Source organism: Micromonospora sp. DT228, from assembly GCF_049841595.1.
In the GTDB taxonomy this organism is placed as follows: Bacteria; Actinomycetota; Actinomycetes; order Mycobacteriales; family Micromonosporaceae; genus Micromonospora.
In genome coordinates this window covers 433,370-457,399 of record NZ_JBNCKO010000004.1, presented here as the reverse complement: position 1 = coordinate 457,399, position 24,030 = coordinate 433,370, and the positions used below count along the sequence as shown (strand labels likewise).

Annotated in this window: 26 protein-coding genes; 13 read left to right on the top strand and 13 right to left on the bottom strand. The window is 70.6% G+C overall.

The features are described from left to right. Positions 1 to 77 precede the first annotated feature (77 nt). Positions 78 to 1,307, top strand: coding sequence for a cytochrome P450 (locus ACLQ29_RS11520; protein WP_425771599.1), 1,230 nt, complete (start codon positions 78 to 80; stop codon positions 1,305 to 1,307). Further along, the gene (locus tag ACLQ29_RS11515) at positions 1,304 to 1,531 is read left to right on the top strand and encodes a ferredoxin (RefSeq protein WP_425771598.1); all 228 of its coding nucleotides are present in this window, start codon (positions 1,304 to 1,306) and stop codon (positions 1,529 to 1,531) included. The genes ACLQ29_RS11520 and ACLQ29_RS11515 overlap by 4 nt, the downstream gene beginning before the upstream one ends. 65 nt (positions 1,532 to 1,596) lie before the next feature. On the opposite strand, the gene ACLQ29_RS11510 is transcribed toward ACLQ29_RS11515, so the two are convergent. Continuing rightward, positions 1,597 to 3,690, bottom strand: coding sequence for a TIR domain-containing protein (locus tag ACLQ29_RS11510; protein WP_425771597.1), 2,094 nt, complete (start codon positions 3,688 to 3,690; stop codon positions 1,597 to 1,599). A gap of 196 nt (positions 3,691 to 3,886) precedes the next feature. Between ACLQ29_RS11510 and ACLQ29_RS11505 the strand changes: the two genes are divergently transcribed. Further along, entirely contained in the window at positions 3,887 to 4,936 is a 1,050-nt protein-coding gene (locus ACLQ29_RS11505; protein ID WP_425771596.1) for a hypothetical protein, read from the top strand. A gap of 421 nt (positions 4,937 to 5,357) precedes the next feature. Here the strand turns inward: ACLQ29_RS11505 and ACLQ29_RS11500 are convergent, their stop codons facing one another. Continuing rightward, on the bottom strand, positions 5,358 to 6,185 hold the full coding sequence (locus ACLQ29_RS11500) for an SAM-dependent methyltransferase (protein ID WP_425771595.1): 828 nt from the start codon (positions 6,183 to 6,185) through the stop codon (positions 5,358 to 5,360). A gap of 184 nt (positions 6,186 to 6,369) precedes the next feature. On the opposite strand from ACLQ29_RS11500, the gene ACLQ29_RS11495 reads away from it, so the two are divergent. After that, on the top strand, positions 6,370 to 6,714 hold the full coding sequence (locus ACLQ29_RS11495) for a hypothetical protein (RefSeq protein ID WP_425771594.1): 345 nt from the start codon (positions 6,370 to 6,372) through the stop codon (positions 6,712 to 6,714). Positions 6,715 to 6,749: 35 nt separating this feature from the next. Here the strand turns inward: ACLQ29_RS11495 and ACLQ29_RS11490 are convergent, their stop codons facing one another. From ACLQ29_RS11490 to ACLQ29_RS11480, 3 genes are all read right to left on the bottom strand, one after another. Further along, positions 6,750 to 6,884 carry a hypothetical protein gene (locus ACLQ29_RS11490; RefSeq protein ID WP_425771593.1) on the bottom strand — a complete coding sequence of 45 codons (135 nt, stop codon included), beginning with the start codon at positions 6,882 to 6,884 and terminating at the stop codon, positions 6,750 to 6,752. 370 nt (positions 6,885 to 7,254) lie between these two features. Continuing rightward, positions 7,255 to 9,015 (bottom strand): DUF1996 domain-containing protein, encoded by a 1,761-nt coding sequence (locus tag ACLQ29_RS11485; protein WP_425771592.1) that lies wholly within the window; start codon positions 9,013 to 9,015, stop codon positions 7,255 to 7,257. 134 nt (positions 9,016 to 9,149) lie between these two features. Beyond that, positions 9,150 to 10,238 (bottom strand): hypothetical protein, encoded by a 1,089-nt coding sequence (locus ACLQ29_RS11480; RefSeq protein ID WP_425771591.1) that lies wholly within the window; start codon positions 10,236 to 10,238, stop codon positions 9,150 to 9,152. Positions 10,239 to 10,484: 246 nt separating this feature from the next. Here ACLQ29_RS11480 and ACLQ29_RS11475 point away from each other — a divergent pair, with 246 nt between their 5' ends. After that, positions 10,485 to 11,285, top strand: coding sequence for an alpha/beta hydrolase (locus ACLQ29_RS11475; RefSeq protein WP_425771590.1), 801 nt, complete (start codon positions 10,485 to 10,487; stop codon positions 11,283 to 11,285). A gap of 43 nt (positions 11,286 to 11,328) precedes the next feature. Here ACLQ29_RS11475 and ACLQ29_RS11470 read toward each other — a convergent pair whose 3' ends face one another. From ACLQ29_RS11470 to ACLQ29_RS11460, 3 genes are all read right to left on the bottom strand, one after another. Continuing rightward, positions 11,329 to 11,667: a hypothetical protein gene (locus tag ACLQ29_RS11470; RefSeq protein ID WP_425771589.1), complete on the bottom strand. Its 339-nt coding sequence runs from the start codon at positions 11,665 to 11,667 to the stop codon at positions 11,329 to 11,331. Between the two features lie 84 nt (positions 11,668 to 11,751). After that, the gene (locus ACLQ29_RS11465) at positions 11,752 to 12,204 is read right to left on the bottom strand and encodes a pyridoxamine 5'-phosphate oxidase family protein (RefSeq protein WP_425771588.1); all 453 of its coding nucleotides are present in this window, start codon (positions 12,202 to 12,204) and stop codon (positions 11,752 to 11,754) included. Between the two features lie 197 nt (positions 12,205 to 12,401). Next, positions 12,402 to 12,896, bottom strand: coding sequence for a MerR family transcriptional regulator (locus tag ACLQ29_RS11460; RefSeq protein ID WP_425771587.1), 495 nt, complete (start codon positions 12,894 to 12,896; stop codon positions 12,402 to 12,404). Positions 12,897 to 12,952: 56 nt separating this feature from the next. Here ACLQ29_RS11460 and ACLQ29_RS11455 point away from each other — a divergent pair, with 56 nt between their 5' ends. From ACLQ29_RS11455 to ACLQ29_RS11440, 4 genes are all read left to right on the top strand, one after another. Further along, a complete protein-coding gene (locus ACLQ29_RS11455) occupies positions 12,953 to 13,876 on the top strand; it encodes an oxidoreductase (RefSeq protein WP_425771586.1) in 924 nt (307 codons plus the stop codon). Positions 13,877 to 14,171: 295 nt separating this feature from the next. Then, positions 14,172 to 14,432 carry a hypothetical protein gene (locus ACLQ29_RS11450; RefSeq protein ID WP_425771585.1) on the top strand — a complete coding sequence of 87 codons (261 nt, stop codon included), beginning with the start codon at positions 14,172 to 14,174 and terminating at the stop codon, positions 14,430 to 14,432. Positions 14,433 to 14,544: 112 nt separating this feature from the next. Next, positions 14,545 to 15,165 (top strand): TetR family transcriptional regulator, encoded by a 621-nt coding sequence (locus ACLQ29_RS11445; RefSeq protein WP_425771584.1) that lies wholly within the window; start codon positions 14,545 to 14,547, stop codon positions 15,163 to 15,165. 118 nt (positions 15,166 to 15,283) lie between these two features. Further along, positions 15,284 to 16,783: an FAD-dependent monooxygenase gene (locus ACLQ29_RS11440; protein ID WP_425771583.1), complete on the top strand. Its 1,500-nt coding sequence runs from the start codon at positions 15,284 to 15,286 to the stop codon at positions 16,781 to 16,783. A gap of 40 nt (positions 16,784 to 16,823) precedes the next feature. Here ACLQ29_RS11440 and ACLQ29_RS11435 read toward each other — a convergent pair whose 3' ends face one another. After that, complete coding sequence (locus ACLQ29_RS11435; RefSeq protein ID WP_425771582.1) at positions 16,824 to 17,348, bottom strand: hypothetical protein; 525 nt, start codon at positions 17,346 to 17,348, stop codon at positions 16,824 to 16,826. Between the two features lie 120 nt (positions 17,349 to 17,468). Between ACLQ29_RS11435 and ACLQ29_RS11430 the strand changes: the two genes are divergently transcribed. Next, entirely contained in the window at positions 17,469 to 17,990 is a 522-nt protein-coding gene (locus tag ACLQ29_RS11430) for a SigE family RNA polymerase sigma factor (RefSeq protein WP_425771581.1), read from the top strand. Next, entirely contained in the window at positions 17,987 to 19,255 is a 1,269-nt protein-coding gene (locus tag ACLQ29_RS11425) for a hypothetical protein (RefSeq protein WP_425771580.1), read from the top strand. Before ACLQ29_RS11430 ends, ACLQ29_RS11425 begins: the two co-directional genes overlap by 4 nt. 87 nt (positions 19,256 to 19,342) lie before the next feature. Here ACLQ29_RS11425 and ACLQ29_RS11420 read toward each other — a convergent pair whose 3' ends face one another. The 3 genes from ACLQ29_RS11420 to ACLQ29_RS11410 all read right to left on the bottom strand — a co-directional run bounded on the left by ACLQ29_RS11420 (position 19,343) and on the right by ACLQ29_RS11410 (position 22,103). Beyond that, a complete protein-coding gene (locus tag ACLQ29_RS11420) occupies positions 19,343 to 20,197 on the bottom strand; it encodes a DUF4253 domain-containing protein (RefSeq protein ID WP_425771579.1) in 855 nt (284 codons plus the stop codon). Between the two features lie 95 nt (positions 20,198 to 20,292). After that, positions 20,293 to 20,955: a response regulator gene (locus tag ACLQ29_RS11415; protein WP_425771578.1), complete on the bottom strand. Its 663-nt coding sequence runs from the start codon at positions 20,953 to 20,955 to the stop codon at positions 20,293 to 20,295. Next, positions 20,943 to 22,103 carry a sensor histidine kinase gene (locus ACLQ29_RS11410; protein ID WP_425771577.1) on the bottom strand — a complete coding sequence of 387 codons (1,161 nt, stop codon included), beginning with the start codon at positions 22,101 to 22,103 and terminating at the stop codon, positions 20,943 to 20,945. Before ACLQ29_RS11410 ends, ACLQ29_RS11415 begins: the two co-directional genes overlap by 13 nt. 130 nt (positions 22,104 to 22,233) lie before the next feature. Here ACLQ29_RS11410 and ACLQ29_RS11405 point away from each other — a divergent pair, with 130 nt between their 5' ends. Both ACLQ29_RS11405 and ACLQ29_RS11400 read left to right on the top strand, forming a co-directional pair. Continuing rightward, positions 22,234 to 22,635, top strand: coding sequence for a DUF6069 family protein (locus tag ACLQ29_RS11405; protein WP_425771576.1), 402 nt, complete (start codon positions 22,234 to 22,236; stop codon positions 22,633 to 22,635). After that, positions 22,632 to 23,087, top strand: a complete 456-nt coding sequence (locus ACLQ29_RS11400) for a hypothetical protein (RefSeq protein ID WP_425771575.1) — start codon at positions 22,632 to 22,634, stop codon at positions 23,085 to 23,087. The genes ACLQ29_RS11405 and ACLQ29_RS11400 overlap by 4 nt, the downstream gene beginning before the upstream one ends. 16 nt (positions 23,088 to 23,103) lie before the next feature. On the opposite strand, the gene ACLQ29_RS11395 is transcribed toward ACLQ29_RS11400, so the two are convergent. Then, entirely contained in the window at positions 23,104 to 24,021 is a 918-nt protein-coding gene (locus tag ACLQ29_RS11395) for a fructosamine kinase family protein (protein ID WP_425771574.1), read from the bottom strand. Between the last annotated feature and the right edge of the window lie 9 nt (positions 24,022 to 24,030).

Here is a 24,030-nt window from a genome sequence, read left to right as displayed (position 1 = left end):
CGGACGCTGGCAATCCGGCGCCGCTACGAACGTGGTGCCGGCCTGAGGATCACGCCGTCTCGACGAAGGAAATCCGAATGACGGAGAGCGCACAGACCACCGAGAGCCGAATCGTTCCGCCCGCGCGGCCGTACCCGTTCAGTGTGCCCGACCGCCTCGTCGTCGACCCGACCTACGGCGAGCTGCGCGACAGCGAGCCGATGACCCGGGTGAAGCTCCCCTACGGCGAGGAGGCGTGGCTCGCCACCCGCTACGAGGACGTCCGTACCGTCCTCGGTGACGCGCGGTTCGGCCGGGCCCCGGCCGTCCAGCGCGACGAGCCCAGGCTCACCCCACGCCAGCAGTACAGCGGCATGCTGACCATGGACCCGCCCGATCACACTCGGCTGCGCCGGCTGGTGGCGAAGGCGTTCACGGCACGTCGGGTAGAGGCGCTGCGACCCCGAACCCAGGAGATCGCCGACACTCTTGTCGACAACCTGGTCCGACTCGGTCCTCCGGCCGACCTGGTGGAGCACGTCGCCACGCCGCTGCCGATCCAGGTGATCTGCGAGCTGCTCGGGATCCCGTACGCCGACCGCGACCGCTTCCACACCTGGTCCGAGGCGATCGTCTCGACCACCAGCCTGCCCATGGAAACGATCCAGGAGTACCTGAACAGCCTCTGGGGCTACATCGGAGATCTGGTCGCCGAGCGCCGCCGCGAGCCGGGGATCGACGACCTGCTCGGCGCGTTGGTGCGGGCCCGCGACGAGAATGAGGATCGGCTCAGCGAGACCGAGCTGGTGGAGCTGGCCGGCGGGCTGCTCGCGGCCGGCCACGAGACCACGGTGACCCAGATCCCCAACTTCGTCTACGTCCTGCTGCACAATCCGGACCAGCTCGCTCGGCTGCGGGCCGACCCGTCGCTGGTGCCCGTCGCGGTCGAGGAACTGCTGCGGTACGTGCCGCTCGGCGTCGGCTCCTCCTTCGCCCGCTACGCCAAGGAGGACGTCGAGGTCGGCGGGGTGCTGGTCCGGGTGGGTGAGCCGGTTCTCGGCTCACTGTCGTCGGCGAATCGGGACGGTACCGTCTTCGCCGACCCGGACCGGCTGGATTTCGACCGCGAGCAGCACCCGCACCTGGGCTTCGGGCACGGCGTGCACCACTGCGTCGGCGCGCAGTTGGCCCGCATGGAATTGCAGGTCGCCGTCGCCACCCTCGTGACCCGCCTGCCCGGATTGCGGCTCGCCGTAGGGGAAGCCGAGCTGGAGTGGAAGCGGGGCATGTTGGTGCGGGGCCTGCTCGGCATGCCGGTGGCCTGGTGAGTACCGCGTGGCGGATCGGGGTGGACTCGCACCGCTGCATCGGCACGAGCATCTGCGCCGGCACCGCGCCCGAGCACTTCCACGTGGTCGGCGGCCGGTCCGCGCCGCTGGCCGACGTCGTCGCCCCGGCCGAGGTCATCCTCGACGCCGCCGAGTCGTGCCCGGTGGAGGCGATCACGGTCCGCGACGCCACCGACGACCGGCTGATCGCCCCGGAGGCGTGACCCGAGATCGAGCCCGCCCGTCTGCGGTGGGAAGCGGCGCGTCGCGACGGTGGCGAGCAGCGGTGTCACTCGGCGGGCGGGCTGAGGAAAGCGTGCGGCGCTCCGGGCTTCTCGGTGAGGCTGTACGGGGGCTCCCGTAGGCCGTCGCGCAGGCCTTTCAACTCGTCGATCAGCCGCGTCATCGCGGCGGCCTCGTCTCGATCCGCCTTGATTGGCGCGTAGCCGGACACGATGTTCTTGTGGTTGCCCCCGGGAAGGATGACTGGGAACACGCGGCTGTGATCAAAGTAGTACCGGTGCGCATTGATCTCTCTGACGACCCAGTTTTCGGTCTCGGGCTTCACCATGACGTGGGGCGACACAAGCGCTACGAGTGCCCGAGACTGGCGGATTGCCTCCGCTATTCTGTGCGGGAATTCCTCGCCGGTTCTCGGGACGTCGCGGAACACGTGCAGTCCGGCGTCCTTCAACGCGCTCTGCCACCGATCAGCGGCTTCCGCGTCGCCCCCGTTGTACGAGATGAACGCGTCGTACTCGAAACAACTGGCGGCGGTCAGGCGAAGATCTCGGTAGAAGGCGTCGCGCTGCTGGGCGTCCAGGCCAAGGAGCCCGCTCTCACGGAGGTGAAGAACCGTCACCGGCTCTTCCTCGATGTGGAATTCGCGCTTCGGCAGGACTATGGTGCCGGGTAGGTTGACCCACAGTAGCGGGTAGCCCTCACTTTCCGGTAACGGCCGTCTGTCGAGATCGGACGGTTCCGACCGGGTCGCCTCTCGCAGTTGTCCGCCGACGAGCAGGTACGCGCCATGACCTGTGCTCGGATCGCCCTCCACGCCGCGCCCCTGGGTGTCTTCCTTCCGGTGGGCATCCCGCACCAGGTCGTACGCGAAATGCGTTGACCTCGTACGCTCGATCTGAATCAGGTCGCAGTGCTGCTCGATCTTTGCGCGAATGTGTTCCCAGGAGCGCCCTGCACGAGCGAGGGGGCGGGAGTTGTCGTTTCCTCCGAGGAACTGGACTCGCGGCCCGACGTGCTCGAGCGCTCGTGCCCGCATGAACGCGCGTACGTTTGTCCACACATCTGCGGGCAGCCGAGCTTTCAGCTCTTTGATGTCGAAGGTGAGCAGGGTCGTGTCGGTCAGTGCGACCAGATCGGCTGTCCTGCGCCGCGACATGGCGAACGCCAGTTCACCGACGATCTCACCCTCCTCGTGGATGAAATCCGGTTGGGCCAGGCTCGCCGCGTCGCCCTTTCTGCCGGGCAGGTAGACCCCCACCTGGCCACGCAGGATGACGAACATCGTCTCGCCGCCGTCGCCGGTACGGCAGATATATTCGTTGTAGGCCCGCTCGACGAGTTGGCCGGCCAGGATGACGTCGCGAAGATCCGTCTGTGTGAGGTGTTCGAAGAACGGGTTCGGCTGTCCCCGTACCTCTGCGCGGAGATAGCCGAGATGGCGGCGCTGCAGTTTCCGAATCGCCGCCTCCGCCTCGCCATCGCTGCTGTCAATCTGCAGGATGCGCTTTGCCCAGTAGATGCTCTCCCATCCCGCACCCACTCTCTCCGCGGATCCCAGCCGTCGGCGGTCCTCCTCCGTCGGGTCGTCCCAGGCCGAGCGGTCCTCGCCAACGGACATGAGTTCGAGGTGTTGTTCCTGGCCACTCTTGTCGCGGAGCCTCCGCTCGCAATCGAAGACAACACGTGTGGCAAGGTCTGCGTCCTCGATCGCCCGGCGGAACGCGCGGGATACCAACACGCCAGCGGCCGGCCCGCGGCTCAGGAGCCATCCCGCTGTGTTGATACCGGCGCCTACCGGTTGCCGGCGGCCGTCCGCGCCGGCCAGAAATCGCACCGGGCCGGCATGCGCGGTTACCCGTAAGGGAACTTTCTCGTTTATCGACCACCTGCGCAGTGCCACAACAAGATCAAGCGCGGCACTTTGCCAACCGCTGCCACAGAAGATGACGTGACCACCGTCCCCACCGGATGCCCATACGGCCTTGTCCGCGCCCGCGGTCTCCATCGCCGCGGCGACGATGTGGTTGACGGCGGCGATGCGGCTCTCCTGAACCTGTATGTCAACGGTTGCGGAGTGGCCGACGATGTCGCACGAGACGATAGGGACCGCGGAGTCGTCGGGTGTCGTCTGCGTGGCCACGTCGCCTCCAGGTTTCAATAGGACAGTGGGGTACGGACCAACCTGTCCGATCGGCCGCTTCGAGTCAAACCGATCCCGAACAGCGATGTCGAAAGCGGATGCGGGTAGTGCCGATCGAGGACATGTCCTTCTTCGTCCGCGATCTGATGCGTACGATCAGCGGTCCGCCCCTCGCAGCCCATCCGAGGAGATTCCGATGCGTCCGTCCATCGCCGTCGTCGGTAGCGCCAACCCGGACCGTGAGTACACGCCGGACATGAAGGAAATCGACCTCGTGCCCGGCGCCTGCGAGGCGGTCGGCCGGGAGTTGGCGCGAGCCGGGTGCGATCTCATCGTTTTCTCCAGCAGTGACAACTACATCGAGAAGGATGTCGTCCGCGGTTACCTGGCCGCGGTGCGGGTCGAGGACGGCGCAACCGTCATGGTGAGGGCGCCGTTCGACCGGGTGGCGTCGTTCGATGTTCCGCCGCATCTCACGCACGTCCTGCGCGTCCTACCGGACTCGGCCGAGGAGTGGGAGGTGTCGTACTACCGCGCCGTGTTCGAGGCTGACGGCCTCATCGTGGTCGGTGGCGGGCGGGCGACCCGGATCGCCGGGATCCTGGCGGTCGCCCGGCGCATCCCACTCGTCGCGATGGCCCACTTCGGAGGCGCCGCGCTCAGCGTCTGGCAGCACCTCGACCGACACCAGAACGATGCCACGCCCGAGGCGATCAGCCGGATGGCGGCGCCCTGGGGCGACGACGCGGCCGAGCAGCTGGTCGCCAGCCTGTCGGAGCAGCGTTCCCGGATGCGGGAGGCGGAGCGGGCCGCACGGCGGGACCACTCCCGCGTCCGGCGTGCGCGGACCGTGAACGGCCTGGTCGCCGCGGCAGCGATCGCCGTGGCGTTGTTGACCGTGGTCCTGGCCTACGGCACCGGGACGACCCTCACGGCGGTGGGATACCTGATCGGCGGCTCACTGCTGATAGCCGCCGCCGGCGCCCTCATCAACGACGCTTCCGGGGAGGAGCCCAACCTTCCGTGGGCGCTCGCCCGCGGTTTGGGCGCCGGAACCCTGGCCACCATGCTGTATATGGGTTCGCAGACCCTCACCAACCCTGACCCGCTGGACGCGGAGGCCACTCGGCGGCTCGCCTGGCTGCTCATTCCGCTCGGGCTCACGGCGGGATACACACTGGACCGAGTATTCGCCCGGCTCCGCAACGTCGACGCGCTTGCCGAACGGCCATTCTCCCAGCCGTAGGATGCGGCCCCGCCACGACGAGCCGGTCCACCATCGAGGCGGCGGCGCCGCCAGGAATGCACGTGACAAGCCCGGAGGAACCACAGACGAGGACCGACCAGGCACGGACAGCACGGGTACGCGTTCCGCCCAGACCACTGAGGAAGCCCACCCATGTTCCCCTCGAGCACCCCGCCTCGCCGAGGACCACGAGGTCGGAGCCGACGGCCTGATCGTCAGTCGTCTGGGGTCGTATCGCGTCTTCTGGGGTGCCCTGAAGTGGCCCGGCGGAAGCCTGGCCATCCTGGCCCTACTCTCGGCGTACGACGAACAGGACGTCAGCGAGTGGACCTAGGGTCTGTGCTTGTGCGCGGGGTCGGATCCACCGCGGCGGGTCCGTCGGCGGGGCACGCGCTCGCCGACGGACCGCACCGCCTCGGGGTTACGGTTTGCGGGCGAGGAGCCCGACAAATGTGTGATAGGTGTCGGTCTGCGTCGGAGCGGGCGCATCCGGCTCCGGACGCCACTCGGCGAGCGGGACCAGTCCTGGTTCCAGCACCGTCAGGCCATCGACGAACGAGAGGATCTCCTCGTCGGTACGCCAACGGCCGGTGCCCAGCGACTCGTTGAAGACCCGCTCGACCTCGCGGGCCTTGCGGGAGCCCTCCGGGTCTCGCTCGGCGGGGTCGCGGAAGTGCGAGATCGCCACGTAGCTGCCGGAGGGCAGCGCGTCGATCAACGCCGCCGCCACCGCTCGCGGATCCTCGTCGTCACCGAGGTGGTGCAGGATCGCGAACAGCAACAGACCGATCGGCCGGTCAAAATCCACGAACCGGCGTACGTCCGGGTGGTGGAGGATGTCCTGCGGTGCCCGAACGTCCGCCTGGATCACCGTCGCGGTGCCCTCCGCGGCGAGCAGGGCTCGGCCGTGTGTCAGGACGATCGGGTCGTTGTCCACATAGACGACCTGAGCCTTCGGGTTGTGCGCGGTGGCGACCTCGTGCACGTTGCCCTGGGTGGGTAGCCCCGATCCGATGTCGAGGAACTGGTCGATGCCCGCCTCGGCGACCAGGAAGCGAATCACCCGACGCAGGAAGGCCCGGTTCGCCTGGCCGGCCGCCGGCCCGTCCGGCGTGATTTGCAGGGCGTGCTCGGCGACCTTTCGGTCGACCTCGAAGTTGTCCTTGCCGCCCAGAAAGAAGTCATAGACCCGGGCCACGCTGGGAATGCTGGGGTCGATGCCGGGGGGTGCCGCCTTGTCGCGGGTCACAGGCGTCTCCGTTCGTCGGGGGATTGGCGCAGGCTGAGGTCTGCGGGCGGTGCCGGCGTTGCGGCGAGTGTAGCGATCGGGAGAGTCGATTTCCGCCCCGACTCTGGTACGCGGCACAACAGGAAGCCCCGCATCCGCGCCAGCCGTACGCCCGGATGTTGCGGGTGTCAGTGATGATCAGCAGATGATTGACCGGGAGTTCAGCACGCGCGGTGGCGTTGCCTACGTTGACTCCGATGTGCGGTCGTGGAGGCTGGGCTACCGGAGCGACAAACACGCGACGTGGCCATTCGCTCGGCTCCGTGTGGGAACGAGTTATCTCGCAGTCTCGTCCCTGTTCGGGGAGTTCCGTGTCACCCGCGCGAACCTGGTGTCGATCTCCCGATTCGGCCGTGTCCCCGTGCTGGCCGACGGCATCAGAATTGCGCGAAACGGCCACGACGGGGCGGTCATCTTCTGGGCCCTTCGTGCCGGCACGGTGGTTGACGAACTGCGACGCCGAGGCTGGCCAGTGACTGACTCACGGTGAGCCAGGGCCGCCGGGTGGGGTGACGACGGAATAGCTCACGAAAGATGGTCCGTGACGACGCCTCTTACGACAAGCAGGACAGCGGCGGCGAGCGACGCGAGGCCCATGATCCGGCCAAGCCGCTTCGATTCGGTGTTGTTGGCGGCCCGGTAGACACGCACGCCGCTCACCGCCGGCACCGAGGGTCAGCAGGTGCGCGTCTGCCAGCTCACCTTTGTCGCGAACATGGGCACATACAGGTCCCCTCCTTCGCCGGCGCGAGCGCACAGTACGCCGGACATCTGCGCCCCCGAGAGGTACGTGTAGGACCAGCTGATCTCGGCGTTACGGGAGGTGTAGTTGTAGACGGAACACTTACTTCGACAAACATCGATGGATTGACCCGAGATTGCCGGTGGAAATTTGCGCCATCAACAATCTGGGTGATCTCGTCATGCGGCGCCTCCTTCGACGGCGGCAGGGCCGGCCACGAATACCCGCCGCCAAGACACCCGTCACCGGAACGACCGGCAACGGGCATCGTGGCGATCGCCCCGAGGGTCAGGAGCAGGTCTTTCCCTTGTTGATGCAGGTGACGATGCGTTGCATGGTCTGGGCGGAGTTGACGTTGACGAAGTCGTTGTGGTCGGAGAAGGGGTTGTGGTTCTCCTCGGGGAAGGAGTCGAGGGCGTACTGGCCCTTGACCTGCACGCCGCGAGCGATGTCGTAGGCCACGGTGATGCGCAGTTGCGGGATCGCCTGGAAGCCCTGCGGGCAGGCGCCGGTGGCCCTGTCGGCGAACGCGACGTGATTGCGGTGGTTGTCGCTGTCGATGCTCTTGCCGTCCCAGCAGCCGGGGAAGTCGTGCACGCGCTGCACCCGGCTGCCGGCGGGGCAGATCGGGTACTTGTCGGAGAGCCGATCGGCGAAGCCCGAGCAGGTCCAGGTGGCACGGGCGTTTGCCGGACCGCGGCTGGTGGGCTTGGCGTCGCCGGTCAGGGCCCGGAGGAACTTCGGCATCGGCACCACCTTGGCGACGGGGTTGCCGCGGTACTCGATCAGCACCTGCGCGGGGCGGACGATGCCGCCGGTGTTGCCGGGCAGTTCGAAGTTGGGTCCCTGCGGATCGGGCAGTGCGGTTGCCGTGCCGGGCGCGCTGCTCGGTGCCGCCGGGGTGGCGGGGGCCTGGTCCAGCCTGCAGGCGGCGAGCGCGTCGAGACCCTGCGGTCGGGCACCCTGCCGACCGATCGCGATGGCGATCCGCTCGAGCGCGGCGGCCCGCTTGGCGCGCAGCGGTCCGAGGATGGCGTTGTCGACGAAGGCCGGGCCGCCCTGGCCACGGCTACTGACCAGGCGTTCGTTGGCCTCGGAGACCTGCCGGTCGAGGTCGTCGAGGTTGCGGTTCACCTCGGCAAGAGCCCGATTGGGTACGCCAGGCAGCCGGTCCCGTACGGCGGGGCACTGAATCCGCGGATTCGCGGCCTGGGCGGCCCTGGCGCTCGCGCGGTGGGCGCTGTCGGGCATCCGGGCGTGCATGTCGTCGTAGCTGACGTCACAATCCACAAGCGACACCAGGCCGGGCTGGTTGCCGCCGCCGGCGGTGATCGTGGTGCTGATCTGCCTGAGAAGTACGGCCCGGCGGGCCCGCAGCGCGTCGACGACCTCGCGGTTGAACGCGGCGTCGATCCGGCCTCGGCTGGCGGTCATCCGCTGGTTCGCGGCGGCCTGCTGGCGTTCCAGTTCGGCCAGCAGGCGGTCGACGGTGTCGCGGGCCGAGGCGGGGACGGCCCGCAGCCTCTTGCCGACCGAGGGGCAGACGACCATCGGCTGGGTCTGGGCGAGGGCCTGCTGGACGTGTCTGCCGCTGCGGACGGTCTTGTCGATGCGCACCACCGGCCAGAAGTAGGACGACTTGTCGCCGTTGCGGCAGGTGGTGCCACTGGCGTCCAAATCGGCGTCCGAGGAGTTCGCGGTGATGGCCAGATTGCCGACGAAGTCGTGGACGTGTTCGGCGCCGTTGCGGATGCCGGGCTGGGCCACCGGGTTGTCCGGGCTGAACTTGCCGTTCTCGTTCGTGCCGCAGTCGACGGTGAACCGGCCTGTCGACGCACCGGCGGCCGGCCTCGGGTTCGGCACGTTCGGCGGCACGTTCTCGATGGGCACGAACTGGTCCAGGCTGGTGGCGGCATCCGCGGTGCCCCTGCCGCCGCTGGAGACGAAGGTGGCGGTGAGCGCACCGGTGGCCGCCAGCACGAGCACGGCCATGGCGAGCCGGACCGGCCGGGTCTGGACCAGCGCGGTCCCGTTTCTTCTGCGGTTCATCGGAATCTCCTCAAAGCCGCAAGCGGCTCCGGTGATGTGCTGTCCCCAGTCGGTACGGGCCGACGACCGCTCAACGGTCAACGGCCGCCGGGCACGTCATGGTTCGGTAAGAAGTCCGGCGGGGGAGCGAACCGCTACAGCAGGCCCCGCTCGCGGATCAGGGCGAGCCGGTCCGGTGGCAGGCAACTGGTCAGGTTCTTTTCCAGGTCAACCAGTTCGAGGTCGACCGCGTACACCACGAAATCGTCGGTGACCGGCAGCGTGGCCGACCAGTCGCGCAGGTTCAGCCGAGCCGCGACCGCGCACATCAGTCGCCGGAGGGTCTCGGATCCGGCCGAGACGTCGGGGTCGTCCGCGTCGAGTAGGGCGAGTTCCTGCCGTATCAGCCGCGACGGCCCGAGGTCGATGTCGGTGCTGGTGTCGAAGTCCGCCGGCGACCAGGCAGCGCGGGCTTCCACCGTGCGCAGCTCGTCCCGTTCGTCGGTGGTGGCGGCGCTGATGCCGAGCGACAGCTGCGCGGGCCCGGCATAACTGAGGGCGAGACAGGCGACCGGGTCGTCGACCGGCAGCAGCGCCGCCGCGTCCGGAATCAGGGCCACCAACTCGTCTTCGAGGGCGCGGCACGCCGCGTCGAGGTCGAACCCCGCCGGGGGCCGGACGTACAGCTCCCGCGACCTTCTGCCGGCGACCTCGACGAGCGCGCGCAGGCCGAGCTCGTCATGCTCGGCCATCAGGATGGCAGATGGATGGCCATGGTGCTCGATCTCGACGCGACTGATCCGCCCATCGGTGTACGTGTACGTCTCGCGCCCCGAGCCGTGCCGCGCGACCATGTTCGCCGCGCGCATCAGCCCATCTTCGAAGCGGTACTGGTGCAGGTAGATCGGGCCGTCCGTGTCGAAGTGCGCTGCCTCGACAACCTCGTGGCCGTGGCGGAAGAACGTCTCGTAGTACAGGCGGCCGTGCAGGAAGCCGCTGTACTCCTGGACCACTGCCACCCGGCCCTGGGCATCGAACCCGAGCCGCAGGACGTCCGCATCCACCGGCGGACGGGCCTCCAGGCGACGCCCGGGCCTGAGCAGGTCCCGCTCGAAGCGCAACGGGCGCAGATCAAGACCCGGCCAGGTATACCAGTCCCACGACGCGACGAGCGCGGTTGCCTCCCGTTTCCGGGACTCGTACTCGTCGGCGAGCTGGGCGAATCGCGCCGCGACGTCAGGCATGTCCAGGAGCGTACGGCTCACCTCGCCGGCGCGACCTGACGCGTACCTCCGGATCTGCCGTGCGGCACGCCGCGGGCCGTGCCCACCGGCACCCGCCTGCGGGAGGTGATCCCTCGGCTGGGGGACGACGTCCGGCCGCGCCGGTTCGTAAGGTAGCCACCTGGCACCCGTGATCGAGGCCGCGCCACCGCCTTTGGCGGTGGAGCGCCGCGGCTTCTGGTCCGGACGCCCACGGGAGGGGAAGAGATGGCAGCGACAGGCACGCCTGTGCTTTTCGTCCATGGCATGTTCCTGTACACCGCGTCCTGGGCCCGTTGGGTCGAGCTGTTTCGGACGGCGGGATTTGCCCCGCTGAATCCGGGCTGGCCGGGGGAGCCGAGCACGGTCGCGGAAGCGCGGCAGGAGCCGGACCGGGTCGCCGGCACCGGCATCGATGACATCGTCGCGCACTACGCGCAGATCGTCGGCACGCTCGGCACACGGCCGGTCGTCGTCGGCCACTCGACCGGCGGCCTGGTGGCCCAGCGCCTCCTCGATCAGGATCTCGCCGTGGCGGCGGTGGCGCTGCAACCTCCACCGATCAGAGGTGTGGCAAACCGTGCGCCGTCGAGCATTCCGGTGGGCTGGCCCCTGCTGCGCAACCCGGCCAACCGGCGGCGGGCGTTGTCGCCGACCGCACGACAGTTTCGATACAGCCACGGCAACGCGCTCACCACCACCGAATCCGACAGGCTGTACCGGCAGTGGGTCATCCCATCACCCGGCAGGCCGGTCTTCGAGCTGGTGTCCGCGAACCTCTCCCGGCGCTCACCGGCCACCATCGACGCCGCCAACGCGGCCCGGGGACCACTGCTCATGCTGGCCGGCGGAAAGGACCACAGTGCGCCCGCGGCCGTCGTCAGGGCCACGGTCGAGCGATACCGCGCCTCCTCGGCGGTCACGGACTACCAGGAGTTCGCCGACCGCGGGCACTCGATGCCGATCGACAGCGGCTGGCGCGAGATCGCCGACGCCACACTTGTGTGGATGCGACGCCACCTCCGGTAACCGCCCGGGTGCGGGGAGGCCGGTCCGGCAGCCCCTCCGCAGGTCAACCGTCGACGAGCGCGGGGAAGTGTTCGCCGCGGTTGAGGACGGCCACTCCCCGTTCACCGCCACCACCGATCCGGTCGTAGCAGCCGGCCGTGACACAGGCGAGCACTGTCGGACGGCTCCTGCGTCCCCGGTAGAAGGCATCGACTCGCTGGTTCGCGTCGTCGTACACCTCGACGAGAGGCTGCCGGTCAGCGTTCGACAACCCGCGTTCGGCGTAGAGGCCGTCCCGCACCGGCACCAGCCCGTAGCAACGGGGGCAGGTGGTGGCGACGACCGACGGGTACGCCGAAACCAACGCCGCGCCCACCGCCAGCAACAGGGCGCCCAGACCCATCGCCAGCCACCGGCGTCGCCGTCGTCGTGGTCGTGGTGGTGTCAGCACTCGACGTCCTCTCGGCCGGGCCCCGGATCTGAGCGGTCAGACGAGCCAGTGACCGGCACGCATCAGGTCACGACCGGCGATCTCGTTCTCCTCCCGCCACGCCTGTATCCGGCGAGGTGTCACTCGGAAGTACGCGTAGCGGGTGGTGCCGACGCGCGCGTCCCAGAGCCTCGCGGCGAACGCGTCGGCCAGATCGACAGGTACGGTTTCGCGCGAGAACGTCTCGACGGTGCCGTCGATGAGTATCACGTCGCGGGTCGTACCGACCGACATCCGCACTCGTTGCGAGGCACGCAGATTGCGCGCGGTCGGGCTGGACTCGGCGGTGGCCAGGGTCAGGGCCCCGCCGTCCCAGAGGAAGGAGAGCGGCACCAGGTGGGCGTTGCCCTCCCGGTCCGCTGAGGCGACCCACGCGTCCAGGTCGCGACCGAGGCGGGTGAGCGTGTCCTGCTTCCGTTGCTGCGCGGTGCGCGGCGCTTCGGCTGCCACGTCGAAATCCTCCCACCCCGCGAGCGATCCTCGCGGTCCCGGCCGACGTCGATCAGCCGGGTCCACCCTGATCACTCCAGCCCTGCCCGCCATGCGTCGCGGTGAGCGTCGAGGTAGTCGGCGGTTGCCAGCCAGTAGGGACCGTCCTCGGTCCAGATCCTGGCCCACGGACGTTGCCCTGCAACACTTCCTTGCGGCTACTCACCCCGAGATTCTGCGCCGTCGCCCTGGTGTCGGAGGTTCTCGGGGACGGGCAGCGCGTACCTCTCGGCCTGCGCCGTGGTCCGGGGTTGCTGTTGCCAGGGATCTCCGGTCGCGCCGGCGGCGAGGTGTTCCTCGTAGCTGGCCACTTTGCCGTTCACGAGATCGAGGCAGTCGCCCAGCCGCGTGAGCTGCTCGGTGATGTGACGCCTGTGTTCGCGGAGCAGCTCGAGCCGTTCGGCCTCGTTGCCGCTGCCCTCGCGGACGAGCTGGGCCAGGCGGCTGATCGTCGCGAGTGGCATCCCGGAGGCGCGGAACTTCACGCAGTTCGCCAGCCACTCCACGTCCCAGGCGCTGTAGACACGCCTGCCGGACCCGTCCCGCCGCACCTCGCTTGCCAACAGGCCCCTGCGCTCGTAGAGCCGCAGGGCGTGCACGCTCAACCCGGTACGCCGCGCCACCTGTCCGATGCTCAGGTCATTGTCCGACACGGTGCCGACCGTAACCCGTTGACCTAGACCGCGGTCCAGCACCTAGCTTCGCTGACATGACCAGCGACACGACCCACGCCATGTTCGGCGCCCACAGTACGACCGAAGACGTCCTCGCCGGAGTCGACCTCAGCGGCAGGACAGCCGTCGTCACGGGCGGCTACTCCGGTCTCGGACTGGCCACCACCCGCGCGCTCGCCCGGGCCGGGGCTCGGGTCGTCGTCCCCGCTCGCCGACCGGACGCGGCACAGCAGGCACTCGGCGGCGCGGCCGGGGTCGAGGTCGACCAGGTCGATCTCGCCGACCTCGCCTCCGTCCGCGCGTTCGCCGAACGGTTTCTCCGCAGCCGTCCCGTCCTCGACATCCTGGTCGCGGGAGCCGGGGTCATGGCGTGCCCCCAGACCCGGGTCGGACCCGGCTGGGAGGCGCAGTTCGCGATCAACCACCTCGGCCACTACGCGCTTGTGAACCTGCTGTGGCCCGCGCTCACCGCCTCCGGTGCTGCCCGTGTCGTCTCGGTCGCCTCCGGGCGCGACCCGTCGTGGCGGATCCGGTGGGACGACGTGCAGTTCGAGCGCGGCTACGACAAGTGGGAGGCCTACACCCAGTCGAAGCTCGCCAACATCCTGTTCGCCCGCCACCTCGGCCTGCTCGGCAGACCGCACGGGGTCCGCGCCTTCTCCGTCAACCCCGGCTACATCCAGACTCCGCTGCAACGACACCTGGCGGTGGAGGAGATGGTCGCCGCCGGCTGGATCGACGTGGACGGAACTCCCGCGCCGGGCCTGTTCAAGACCGTCGAGCAGGGCGCGGCGACCCAGGTGTGGGCCGCCACGTCACCCCACCTCGACTCGTACGGCGGCGACTACTGCGTGGACTGCCAGGTCACCGACGGCAGCCCCGACGACAGCGGTACGGCGGCCCGGCTCTGGGCGCTCTCGGCCGACCTGACCGGACTCGACCTCGTCGACCGCGCCTGACCCCTGCCGCCTGCTCGCGCCCTTGTTCGAGAAGAGCTGCGGCAGGTTCACGGTGGCCGCTGCCGGCGATGCGCCTGATCGGCGGTCGCCAACTGCCGCGCCAGCCGACCCCGCGTGGCCAGGGCGGTTGCCCGTTCGACGGAGATCACGCTGGCGGATCGCGGTGGCGTCGCCCGTTGTCGGGAATCGCTTCACGCGCGTCCATGCACGCCTTACTTTCACAACCTTCGATGTCCAGGCCCCTGGCTCGATGGGGAGCGTTGGTCTGCCGCGGACGGTGGTGGGAGGAGACTTCATGCGCGGACGCAGATGGGCGACCCTGGTGGTGGCGGCGGCGACGCTCGCGCTGGGTGGGCTGGTCGGAACCGGCGCCACTCCGGCCGCGGCGGACCCGCAGGGCGGGACGCTGCGCAATGTCTACTCCGACGGCCAGTTCTGCAACAGCTACGGCAGCGAGGGCGTCCGGACCGGCCTGTGGAGCTGGTACTACTGCGAGTATCGCCAGTACGGCCCCAACGCTCCGGGCTTCTACTTCCTCTGGAGCTTCACCTACTAGGACCCGTTCCGGCGACGAGCGCCCGGGTCGCCGCGTGCAGCCGCTCCGGTAGCAAGCTTACTTGCGTGGCACGCATATTTGCGTGCCACGCAAGTAGTGCTACCGTGGGGGCATGACGGGGTTGCGGGAGCGCAAGAAGGCCGAGACGCGGGCGGCGCTCGGCTGGGCCGCGATCCATCTCACCGCGGAGCGCGGCTACGACAACGTCCGCGTGGAGGACATCGCCGAGGCGGCCGGGGTGTCCCCACGCACCTTCAACAACTACTTTTCCAGCAAGGCCGAGGCGATCGCCTCCCGCCACCTCGACCGGAGTCTGCGCACCGCCGCCGCGCTTCGCGAACGCCCCGCCGACGAGCCGCTCTGGGCGGCGCTCACCCAGGCCGCGCTCGAGCAGTTCACCCGCGGCCCCGAGGTCGAGGCGATGCCATCCCCGGCCCACGCCCAGTGGGTGGCCGGCGTTCGCACCATGCTCGCCGAGCCCGCGCTACAGGGCGAGCGGCTGCGCGCCGTGGCGGTCGCCGAGGCCGAGTTGGCCGCTGCGGTCGCCGAGCGCACCGGCACCGACCTCGCCACCGAGATGTATCCGAGGCTCGTCGCGGCCGCCGCCAGCGCCGCCGTCGCCGTCGCCATGCAGCACTATCTCGACAGCGCCGACCCGCCCACCCCGATCGAACGCCTCATCACCGACGCCTTCACCCAGCTCGCCGCCGGCCTCCCGGCACCGCCCCGCTGACGCCCGACCTCGGCTCACGCACCACCTCACCCACGTCCTCAGCCGCGTACCCCGCGGTGGGCCGGCCGCGCGCCGCGCCTGCCCTGGCGATGACGCACACCCGAAAAGGATCACGGCAATGATCGATGTCCTCATTGTTGGGGCCGGCCCCAACGGCCTCATGCTCGCCTGCGAACTGGCCCTCGCCGGCGTCCACCCGGTCGTCCTCGAACGTCACGCCACGCCCACCGGCGAGCCCCGCGCCAACGGCCTCGTCGGCCAGGTCGTCCGCCTGCTCGACAGGCGTGGCCTCTACGCGCGACTCAGCGGCGAGAGCACCCCGCCGAGCCCGCGACCAGCCTTCGTCTTCGGCGCGTTCCCGCTGGACCTCACGATGCTCGCGGAGAACCCGCACTACGCGCTCGGCGTGCCGCAGGCCCACCTCGAGGCCGCCCTCGCCGCCCGAGCCGCCGAGCTCGGCGTCGACCTGCGCCGCGGCCACGAGGTCGTCGACCTCCGCCAACGCCCCGACGCGGTCGAGGTCAGCCTTGCCGACGGTACGCGGCTCAACTCCCGCTTTCTCGTCGGCGCCGACGGTGGCCGCAGCGCGGTGCGCCGCCTCGCCGGCATCGATTTCCCCGGTGTCACGAATGACCTGTCGGTCTCCCGCACCGCCACCGTGACCGTTCCCGCGTCATCCCTCGATCCCGAGACCGGCGGCCTGCGCGTCCCCGGCTACGGCGTCGTCCCGCCGTTCCAGCACACCCGCACCGCACGCGGTCTGATCGTCTGGGCCCCGTTTCCCGGCCGTCCGGCGATCCTGAGCACGACGGAGTGGCCCGACACGCCACCGGGCGACGAGACCCCGATGAGCCTGCCGGAGCTACGCGCCAGCGTCACCCGGGTGCTCGGCGTCGACGTCCCGGTCGGCGCACCGGACGGCCCCGGCCTGCTGCGGCGGCTGGCCGGTGGCAACACCCGCATCGCCGCCCGCTACCGCGCCGGCCGGGTGCTGCTGGTCGGCGACGCCGCGCACGTGCACCCCGCGATGGGCGGTCCCGGCCTCAACCTGGGCCTCCAGGACGCCGTCAACCTGGGTTGGAAGCTCGCCGCGACCGTCCACGGCTGGGCGCCGCAGGGTCTGCTCGACACGTACGAGAGCGAGCGTCGCCCCGTCGCCGAACGTGTCGTCATGTCCACCCAGGCCCAGTCGGCGCTCACCGGCCCCGGCGACGAGATCACCGGCCTGCGGGAACTCTTCGCCGAACTGCTGCGCAAGCCGGAGGTGACCGGGCACATCGCGGCGCTGATGTCCGGCGCGGACATCCGCTACCCCGCCGACCCCGCGGACCCGTTGGCCGGTCGCTACGCACCCGACGTGGTCGTGCACGGTGACCACGGCCCGGTGCGCCTGGCCGAGCTGACCCGCTCCGCCCGGCCGCTGCTGCTGGACTCCACGGGTGCCTACGGCGGGGTCGCCGCGCCGTGGCGAGACCGGGTCGACGTGATCACCGGCCCCCTGGAGGGCACGACCGCGACCGCGTTGCTCGTGCGCCCCGACTGTTTCGTCGCCTGGTCCGCCGGGGACCCCGCCACGCTGCGCGCCTCGCTCACCCAGCACTTCGGCCTGCCGGAATGAGGGGCCGCCGGCTCACGGATGCCCGCCGTCCGCACGCGGATCAGGGCTTGCGCCGTAGTTCGCGCAACACGCCGTGCCGACGCGCGGCCCAGACGAGCCGCCGGACGCTCGGATGCCGCACGAACAGCACGGCCACCTGGCGGATCAGGCCGAACCTGTTGTCGCGTGCCTGGTTGTCGAGTGCCTGCCAGATCAACTCGCGCACGGTGGAGCTGTCCAGCACGGCTCGCAGCTCCCGCCGTACTGCGGGATCGTCGGCCGCCGAGGCGATGGCGGCAGCCTGACCCGGGCGGTCGGCGAGCGGCTCCACCGCGGCCGCGACGAGTGGCCGGCGCACCTCGTCCTGCTCCAGCAGCAGCAACACGGCTTCCCGAATCTCGAGCGTGTCCAGGGCTGAGCGCAGCAGGTTCACCAGGCTGCGCTCGACCTCGCGGTCATGATCCGCCACGGACAGCGTGGCCAGCAGTACCGCCACCTCCTCGAGATCGATGAGGTGGCACAACCCGCTGCGAAACTCCGGCATGCCCCAGGCAACCTGGAGTGCCTTGACGAGATTGCGGTTCATGAACCATCCGCTACCCGAAAGCGACAGGCGGCGAAACCCGGCGGTCAAGCGAATCGCCGGACCGGTAAACCGCGCGGGCCGACGCGGTGTCTTGCTTGTTGACGAGGCCCGGGAGGTCCGATGAGTGATTCGCGTGGGGCGGAGTTCGATGACTTCGTTCGCACACGGTCGGTGGTGCTGCTGCGGGTTGCCTTCCTGTTGACCGGGGATCGGCACGCGGCGGAGGACCTGCTCCAGGAGGTGTTGGAGCAGGTGTACGTGCGCTGGCGGCGGGTGCGGAGCAGCCCGGAGGCGTACGCGCGACGTGCGCTGGTGAACCGGTCGATCAACAGGTGGCGTTGGCGTGCCCGGCGTCCGGAGCGGGCGCTTGGTGACCACGACGGGGTGGCCCGGGACCACGCCGACGCCGTCGCGGTACGCGAGTTGGTCGTCGGGGCGTTGCGGGCGTTGCCGGCTCGGCAGCGGGCCGCGGTCGTGCTGCGTTACCTGGAAGATCTGCCGGTCGCCGACGTCGCGGCGGCGATGGGGTGCTCCGCGGGCGCGGTGAAGAGTCACGCCTCGCGTGGGTTGGCCCGGCTGCGGGAGGCGCTCGCGGAGACAGGTCTCGCCATGCCCATCACTGAATCCAGGAGTTCGCGATGACAATGAACGACAGTGAGGTGCGCGAGATCCTGCGTCGCGCGACGGATGACCTGGCCGTCCCGGCGGGGCTGCTGGGTGCGGTACGCCGGGGTGGGCAGCGGCGGGCGGTGCGCCGCCGGGCCGTGTTGGCGGCTGTCTGCGTGGCCGTCGTGGCCCTCCCCGTGGCCGGCGGGCTCCGGTTGGCCGACGACGGAGGTGGGGCGCCGGCCGCCGTGCCGCTGTTCCACGAGCCCACCCGCGGTGACCTGGCCGCCGACGACGGGTACCTGCGGCAGGTCCGTGAGGCGTGGGAGCGCCAACTGAAGCAGATGGGTGAGGGGATGCGCGGCGAGCCGCACGTCGTCTGGGCCGGTAACACACCCGCTGGCCCGGCCGCCTACGTCGCCGGGGACACCACGAACGACAGATCTGTCGGGTTCGTCGAACCCACCGCCGACGGCCCACGCGTCGAAACCCTGACGCGACTTGACGATTCCGGAACGGATGGCCTCGAGCAGGCCGCACTGTTGGGTTCGCAGCGCGACGTGCTCCTGGTGCTCGACTTCGGGCAGCAGGTGGAGTTCTCGGCGGACCTGCGGTATCTGCCCGACGGCAGGGTCGAGCGGACCTTCACTCCGGTGGCGTTCCAAGACGGCGCGGCGGTGCTGTCGGTGGCGCCGCAGCGCACGAAGCTCACCGTCGCGCTGGCCCGGACGCCGGTCAGCCGGGCGAACGCGATCCACATCTACAACACGCAACTGATCCTCACGCCCGACAACCAGGACCGGCCGGCGTCACCGCTGTTCCGCCACACGCTGCCCGGCACGCAGCAGGTGTGGGGCGGCGACCCGGCTGCCGAGCAGGTGAGCGCGTCAGCCGAAGCCCTCACCGGCTACCTCGACCCGGTGGGCATACACACGCACAACGGATCTCCCCGTCTGTCGGTCTACGGGGCAACCCCCGACGGCCGGCGGCTGCTCGTGGAAACCATCCAGTACGACGACGACCCGACCCGGGCCATCGCCCTGCTCGCCGGCAAGGACCTGCCCTTCGAAGCGGTCGCCAGCACGACCGCGGACTGGCTGGCGCCGCTGCCGGTGCGGCTACGACTGCCCGACAACCAGGGCATTTTCGTCGCCGCTGAGGGATCGGCGTTGAGCTACCGGGTCGGCGACGGGCAGTGGCAGGACGCCGGCCGCGACGCGGCACTCCTACCCGCCGCCGCCACCGACGTACGTGTCATTGGTGCCGACGGCACCACGACAAGCGTCCCCGTCGGGTCCTGAACCAGGACCTCGGCGCCAGCTTCGCTGAAGCCGGGGTGTCCGTCGAGCCCGGACACCCCGGTTTCAGAAAGAACGAGTCGATCAACGTCAGGGGCGGTTGTGCACGAACCACGCGTCTCCGGCGGGCAGGGCGACGGCGACCTCCCACCGGCTCAGCTCAAGGTTCGGAGCGAGTGCCCTGAGCTGGCCGGCCGCGGCCCACGCGTCGTCGCCCGGCGTCGGGCGATGACCCACCTGGAACTGGAGCATGGTGCCCCACGACGCGACCAGCCGGGCGTCCCACTGGTGCCGCCACTGCGCCAGCACCTCGGCGAGCCGCTGCTGGTCCGCCAGGGTCAGCGCACCGTAGAAGTCCACCCAGTACGCGCAACCGCGGACGTCGCTCGTGGGCAGCAGCATGAGCAGAACGCTGTCCGGCGCGTACCAGTAGTCGAACTGCGTCACCAACCGCACGCTGTCCAGCACCCGGGCGTGCAGGTCGGTGTCGGTGAGCAGTCGCTCGTACAGCGTCCGCTCCAACTCGGGGACCGGAGTCGGCAGCACCACATCCGACACCAGGGCCGACAGGTCGACACCGGCCACGCCGCGCGCGTGGAACTCGATCTCACCCTCGTCGGCCACGTGGTCGTCGCCGTGGTGGCGGTAGGCCAGCCAGGGTTCGGAGGACCGCGCGGCCTCGACGAACGCGTGTAGCTCCGACGTCGACGGACCCCGCTCGGGCTCCGGCCGGATGGCAATCATGTCGTCGAAGTCGTCGGTGACCAGAACCGGCAGCCGTCCGGTGACCGGCACCAGTGCGTCGGCCGCCTGCCAGGCCTCCCGCAGGCGCTCGGGGTCGACGTCGGCGACGAGGATGGTGCCCGACGGGCCGTGCCCGATCGGCAGACCGGCAAGTGGCGTGCCGACGAATGCCGCTTCGATCTGGTCGAGGTCGTTGCGCACGGCGAGAGTATCCCCGACTCGACCCGATTCCGGGGGGCGCGGATGGCTGCGGCATTCCACGATCGGAGGCCGAGGTCCGGGCGCGGAGGCCCTGGTCAGAGGAGTCGGCCGTCGTGGGCGAGCAGGGCGATCTGGGTACGGTTGTCGAGATCCAACTTGGTCAGGATGTGCGAGACGTGGGCCTTCACCGTCGTCACGCTCATCAGCAGTTCGCCGGCGATCTCGGCGTTGGAGCGCCCCTGGGCGATGGCCAGCACGACGTCGCGTTCCCGGGGCGTGAGCAGGGCCAGGCGCTCGCGCGCCCGCTCGTAGGACGCGGCCCCGGAGGCGACCCGCTGCATGAGGCGGCGCGTCACGCCCGGAGACAGCATCGGGTTACCGGCGGCGACCGCGCGGACCGCCTGACTGATCTGCTCCGGCGGGGTGTCCTTGAGCAGGAAGCCGCTGGCACCGGCGTGGAGGGCTCGCACCACGTGCTCGTCGGTGTCGAACGTGGTGAGCACGATGATCTCGGGTGGCCGGTGGCGCCGACGCAGGCGCTCGGTGGCGGTGATGCCGTTGACACCGGGCATCCTGATGTCCATCAGCACCACGTCGGGCAGGTGCCGGTCCACAGCGGTGATCGCCGTGGCGCCGTCGGCGGCCTCGCCCACGACGACGATCCCGTCGGCGCCGTCGAGCATCAGCGTGAGCATCCCCCGGACGAGGGGATCGTCGTCGACGATGACGACCCGGATCGGGCCCGTCACGTCGGCCACGGCAGCCACGCGGTGAGGTGGAACCGCCCCGCGGCGTCGACGTGGTGCGCGACGCGACCACCGGTGAGCGCGGCCCGTTCGGCGAGCCCGATCAGACCGGTGCCGATGCTGCCGGTGGCACCGCTGTCGGGCGTGGTCGGGTTGCTCACCGCGATGCTCAGGCCGGAGCCGGGCGCGCCGCCGAGCACCAGCCGGACCGGCTGCCCGGCCGCGTGCTTGCGGGCGTTCGTCAGTGCCTCCTGTGCGATCCGGTACGCGGTGCGGCCCACCGCCGGGGGAATGTCGACCGGCGGCCCGATCGGGTCGTCGACCTCGATCTGTTGCCCGGCGGCCCGAGCCTCGTCGAGCAGGCGCGGCAGGTCGGCGAGGGTCTGCCCGGCTGGTGCGTCGGTCGGCGACTCGGCGTCGTCGCGGCGCAGCAGCGTGATGACCTCGCGCAGCTCGTCGAGGGCGTGGTGCGCGCTGGCCCGGATCACCCCGGCGGCGGCGCTGAGCCGCTCGGGCGGTGCGTCGGGCCGGTACTCCATCGCGCCGGCGGCCGCCGCCAGCAGTGACAGCCGGTGGGCCAGCACGTCGTGCATCTCCCGCGCGATCCGGCTGCGCTCGGCCGCCCGCGCCTCGACGACCCGTCGTTCCTGCTCCTGCTCGGCCCGCCGGGCCCGGTCCCGCAGTGCTGCCAGCAGGGCGTGCCGGGCCTGCGCCCAGGTGCCCCAGCCGAGCAGGGCCGCGTACGCGATCGCCAGCAGCAGCAGCCGCCACCCGTACGGCAGGCTGGGCACCGGCCGCCAGATCGCCTGTACCGCCTCGCCCGCCACGCCGACCGCCGCCGTCGTCGCTGCCTGCCGAAACGGCCGGTTGCGGGCGGTGAACAGCACCGCGAAGCTGGCCACCGGCGTGGCCACCGGGGAGAGCGCGACGAGCAGGCCGGCGAGCACGCCACCGATCTCCGGGCGGCGGACGACCACCGGTACGAGGGTCAGGGCGGCCACCGCCAGCGCGATGTCGGTGCCGACCAGGGCGGCGGAGCTGGCACGGACGGCGGACCACAGCATGGACGCGACGAGGACGCCGATCGCCACAGTCGTCACGCCCACCGGGACGGAACGCCACGTCCTCGGCTGCGCTACCTCGCACGTCGCCGTATCCATTCGCGCAGGCTACTGGGCTCGCGGCGGGGCGGACCACCTCCTTTGGTAGTACGCCCCACCGCCGGCGGACGTACGTGCCGCGGCGTCCGGACCGACGTGCCCGGCCGGCCCCGGCGCACAGACTCGGCGCATGACGAACAACCTTCTCCCGCGACGAGCCGCGGTGGCGGCCGGCACGATCCTGGTGGCGACGGCCGAGTTCGCGCTGCTGCACTCGGTGGCGGGCGTCGACCTGGCGGTCCGGTCGGGACATTCGACCCGGCAGATCACCGTGGCCGCGGTCGTCGTGGCCGCCGCGGTCGCGGCGCTGGCCGGTTGGGCGCTGCTCGCGGCGCTGGAACGCCTGACCAACCGCCCCCGTGTCTGGTGGACCTCGGTCGCGGTCCCGGTCCTGCTGCTGTCGCTCCTGGTCGGGCCGCCGAGTGGCGTCGGCGGGGGAGCGAAGGCGACTCTCGCGCTGCTGCACCTGAGCGTCGGCGTCGTCCTCATCCTCGGCCTGTCCCGGCCGCGCCCGGAAATGCTGGACCGATGACCGCGCTGACCGTCCGCAAGCAGGACGGGGCCTTCGTCCTCGACTCCGGGGCGCGCGCCTCGCTGCGTACCGGCTGGACCTGGCGGTGCGGTGAGATCCGCACCGGCGCCGGCCTCTGGACTGTCGAACCGACCGGCCGCCCACGCGTCGGGTTCATCGCCCGGGGCGGGCACGGCGTGGCGGTGCGGCTCGACCCGAGTCGGTCGCACGTGCCGGGGCCCGGCGGGGTGGTGCGCTGGGTGCCCGGTCGTGGCGGTGGTGAGCTGGTACGCGACGGACACCGCCTCGCGGTGCGCCTTCCTCGCCGATCGGGTGGACCGATCCGCGTCGACGTCACCGGCGAGTGGGCCGAGGTGGAGCTGGTGGTGCTCACCGCCTGTTTCGCGCTGATGAGTCAGCGGCGGCGACGCACCCTGATCATGATGGCGGTCGTCAGCGCGGCGAGTGGGTGACCGCCGGGGTCTCGGGTCAGGTACGCGGCCGGAACGGGGCGAGCACGGCACGGATCTGGTCGGCCGCGCCCCAGTCGTCGTCGAACTGCGCCAGCACGGCGAGGTGCTGTCGGAGCTGGACGATCGGCATCCGGGTCCGCCAGTCGTCGTCAAGCGCGGTCCGGTCCGCGTAGACCTCGAAGAACCGTCGCGCCTCGGGCGGGGGCGAGGTGGACCAGACGTGGGCGAGGTCGACCTCCGCCCACGTGTAGGACACCGCCGGGTCGATGAGCGCCGGCTGCCCGTCCGCGGTGGCCAGGATGTTCTGGGTCCACAGGTCGCCGTGCGTCAGGCACGCGGGCCGGTCCGGCAGCAGGTCGGGCAGCCGGTGACAGAGCCGTTCCAGGGCCGCCCGGTCTCCGGCGTCGAGTGCCGCCTCCACCCGGGGCTCCCCGAGCCACCGGAGCAGCCGGTGCTCCGCGAAGAACACGTGGCCGTTGTCCTGCCACGTGTTGACCTGGCGGCGGCGGCCCAGCCAGTTGTCGTGGTGCCAACCGAAGCGGGGATGGGTCGTGTTCAGGTGCATGTCGGCGAGCAGGTGCGCGAGCCGCTCCCAGAAGGTCTCGCTGTGCGGCCTCGGGTGCAACACCGACAACACGAGCAGTTCACGGTCCGCCAGGAGCACCTCGGGTGTCGGCACGCCGCCGAGCTCGCGCAGGGCGGCCAGCCCGTCGGCCTCCGCGCGGAAGACCCCGTCGGCCGGCGCGTCGGCGAAGGCCTTGACGAACACCGATGGCGCGTCCCGGCGGGTGGCTATGCCCGCGAGCGCCGCAACCCCGCCGGCCACCGGCCGCACCGCGACGACCTCGCCCATCCGGGCCGCGAGTAGGCGTTCCCACAGGATCGTCGTCGAGCGCATCAGGGCGCACTCCTCATGGTCGGCGTGCTCGGTCACCACAGCTTA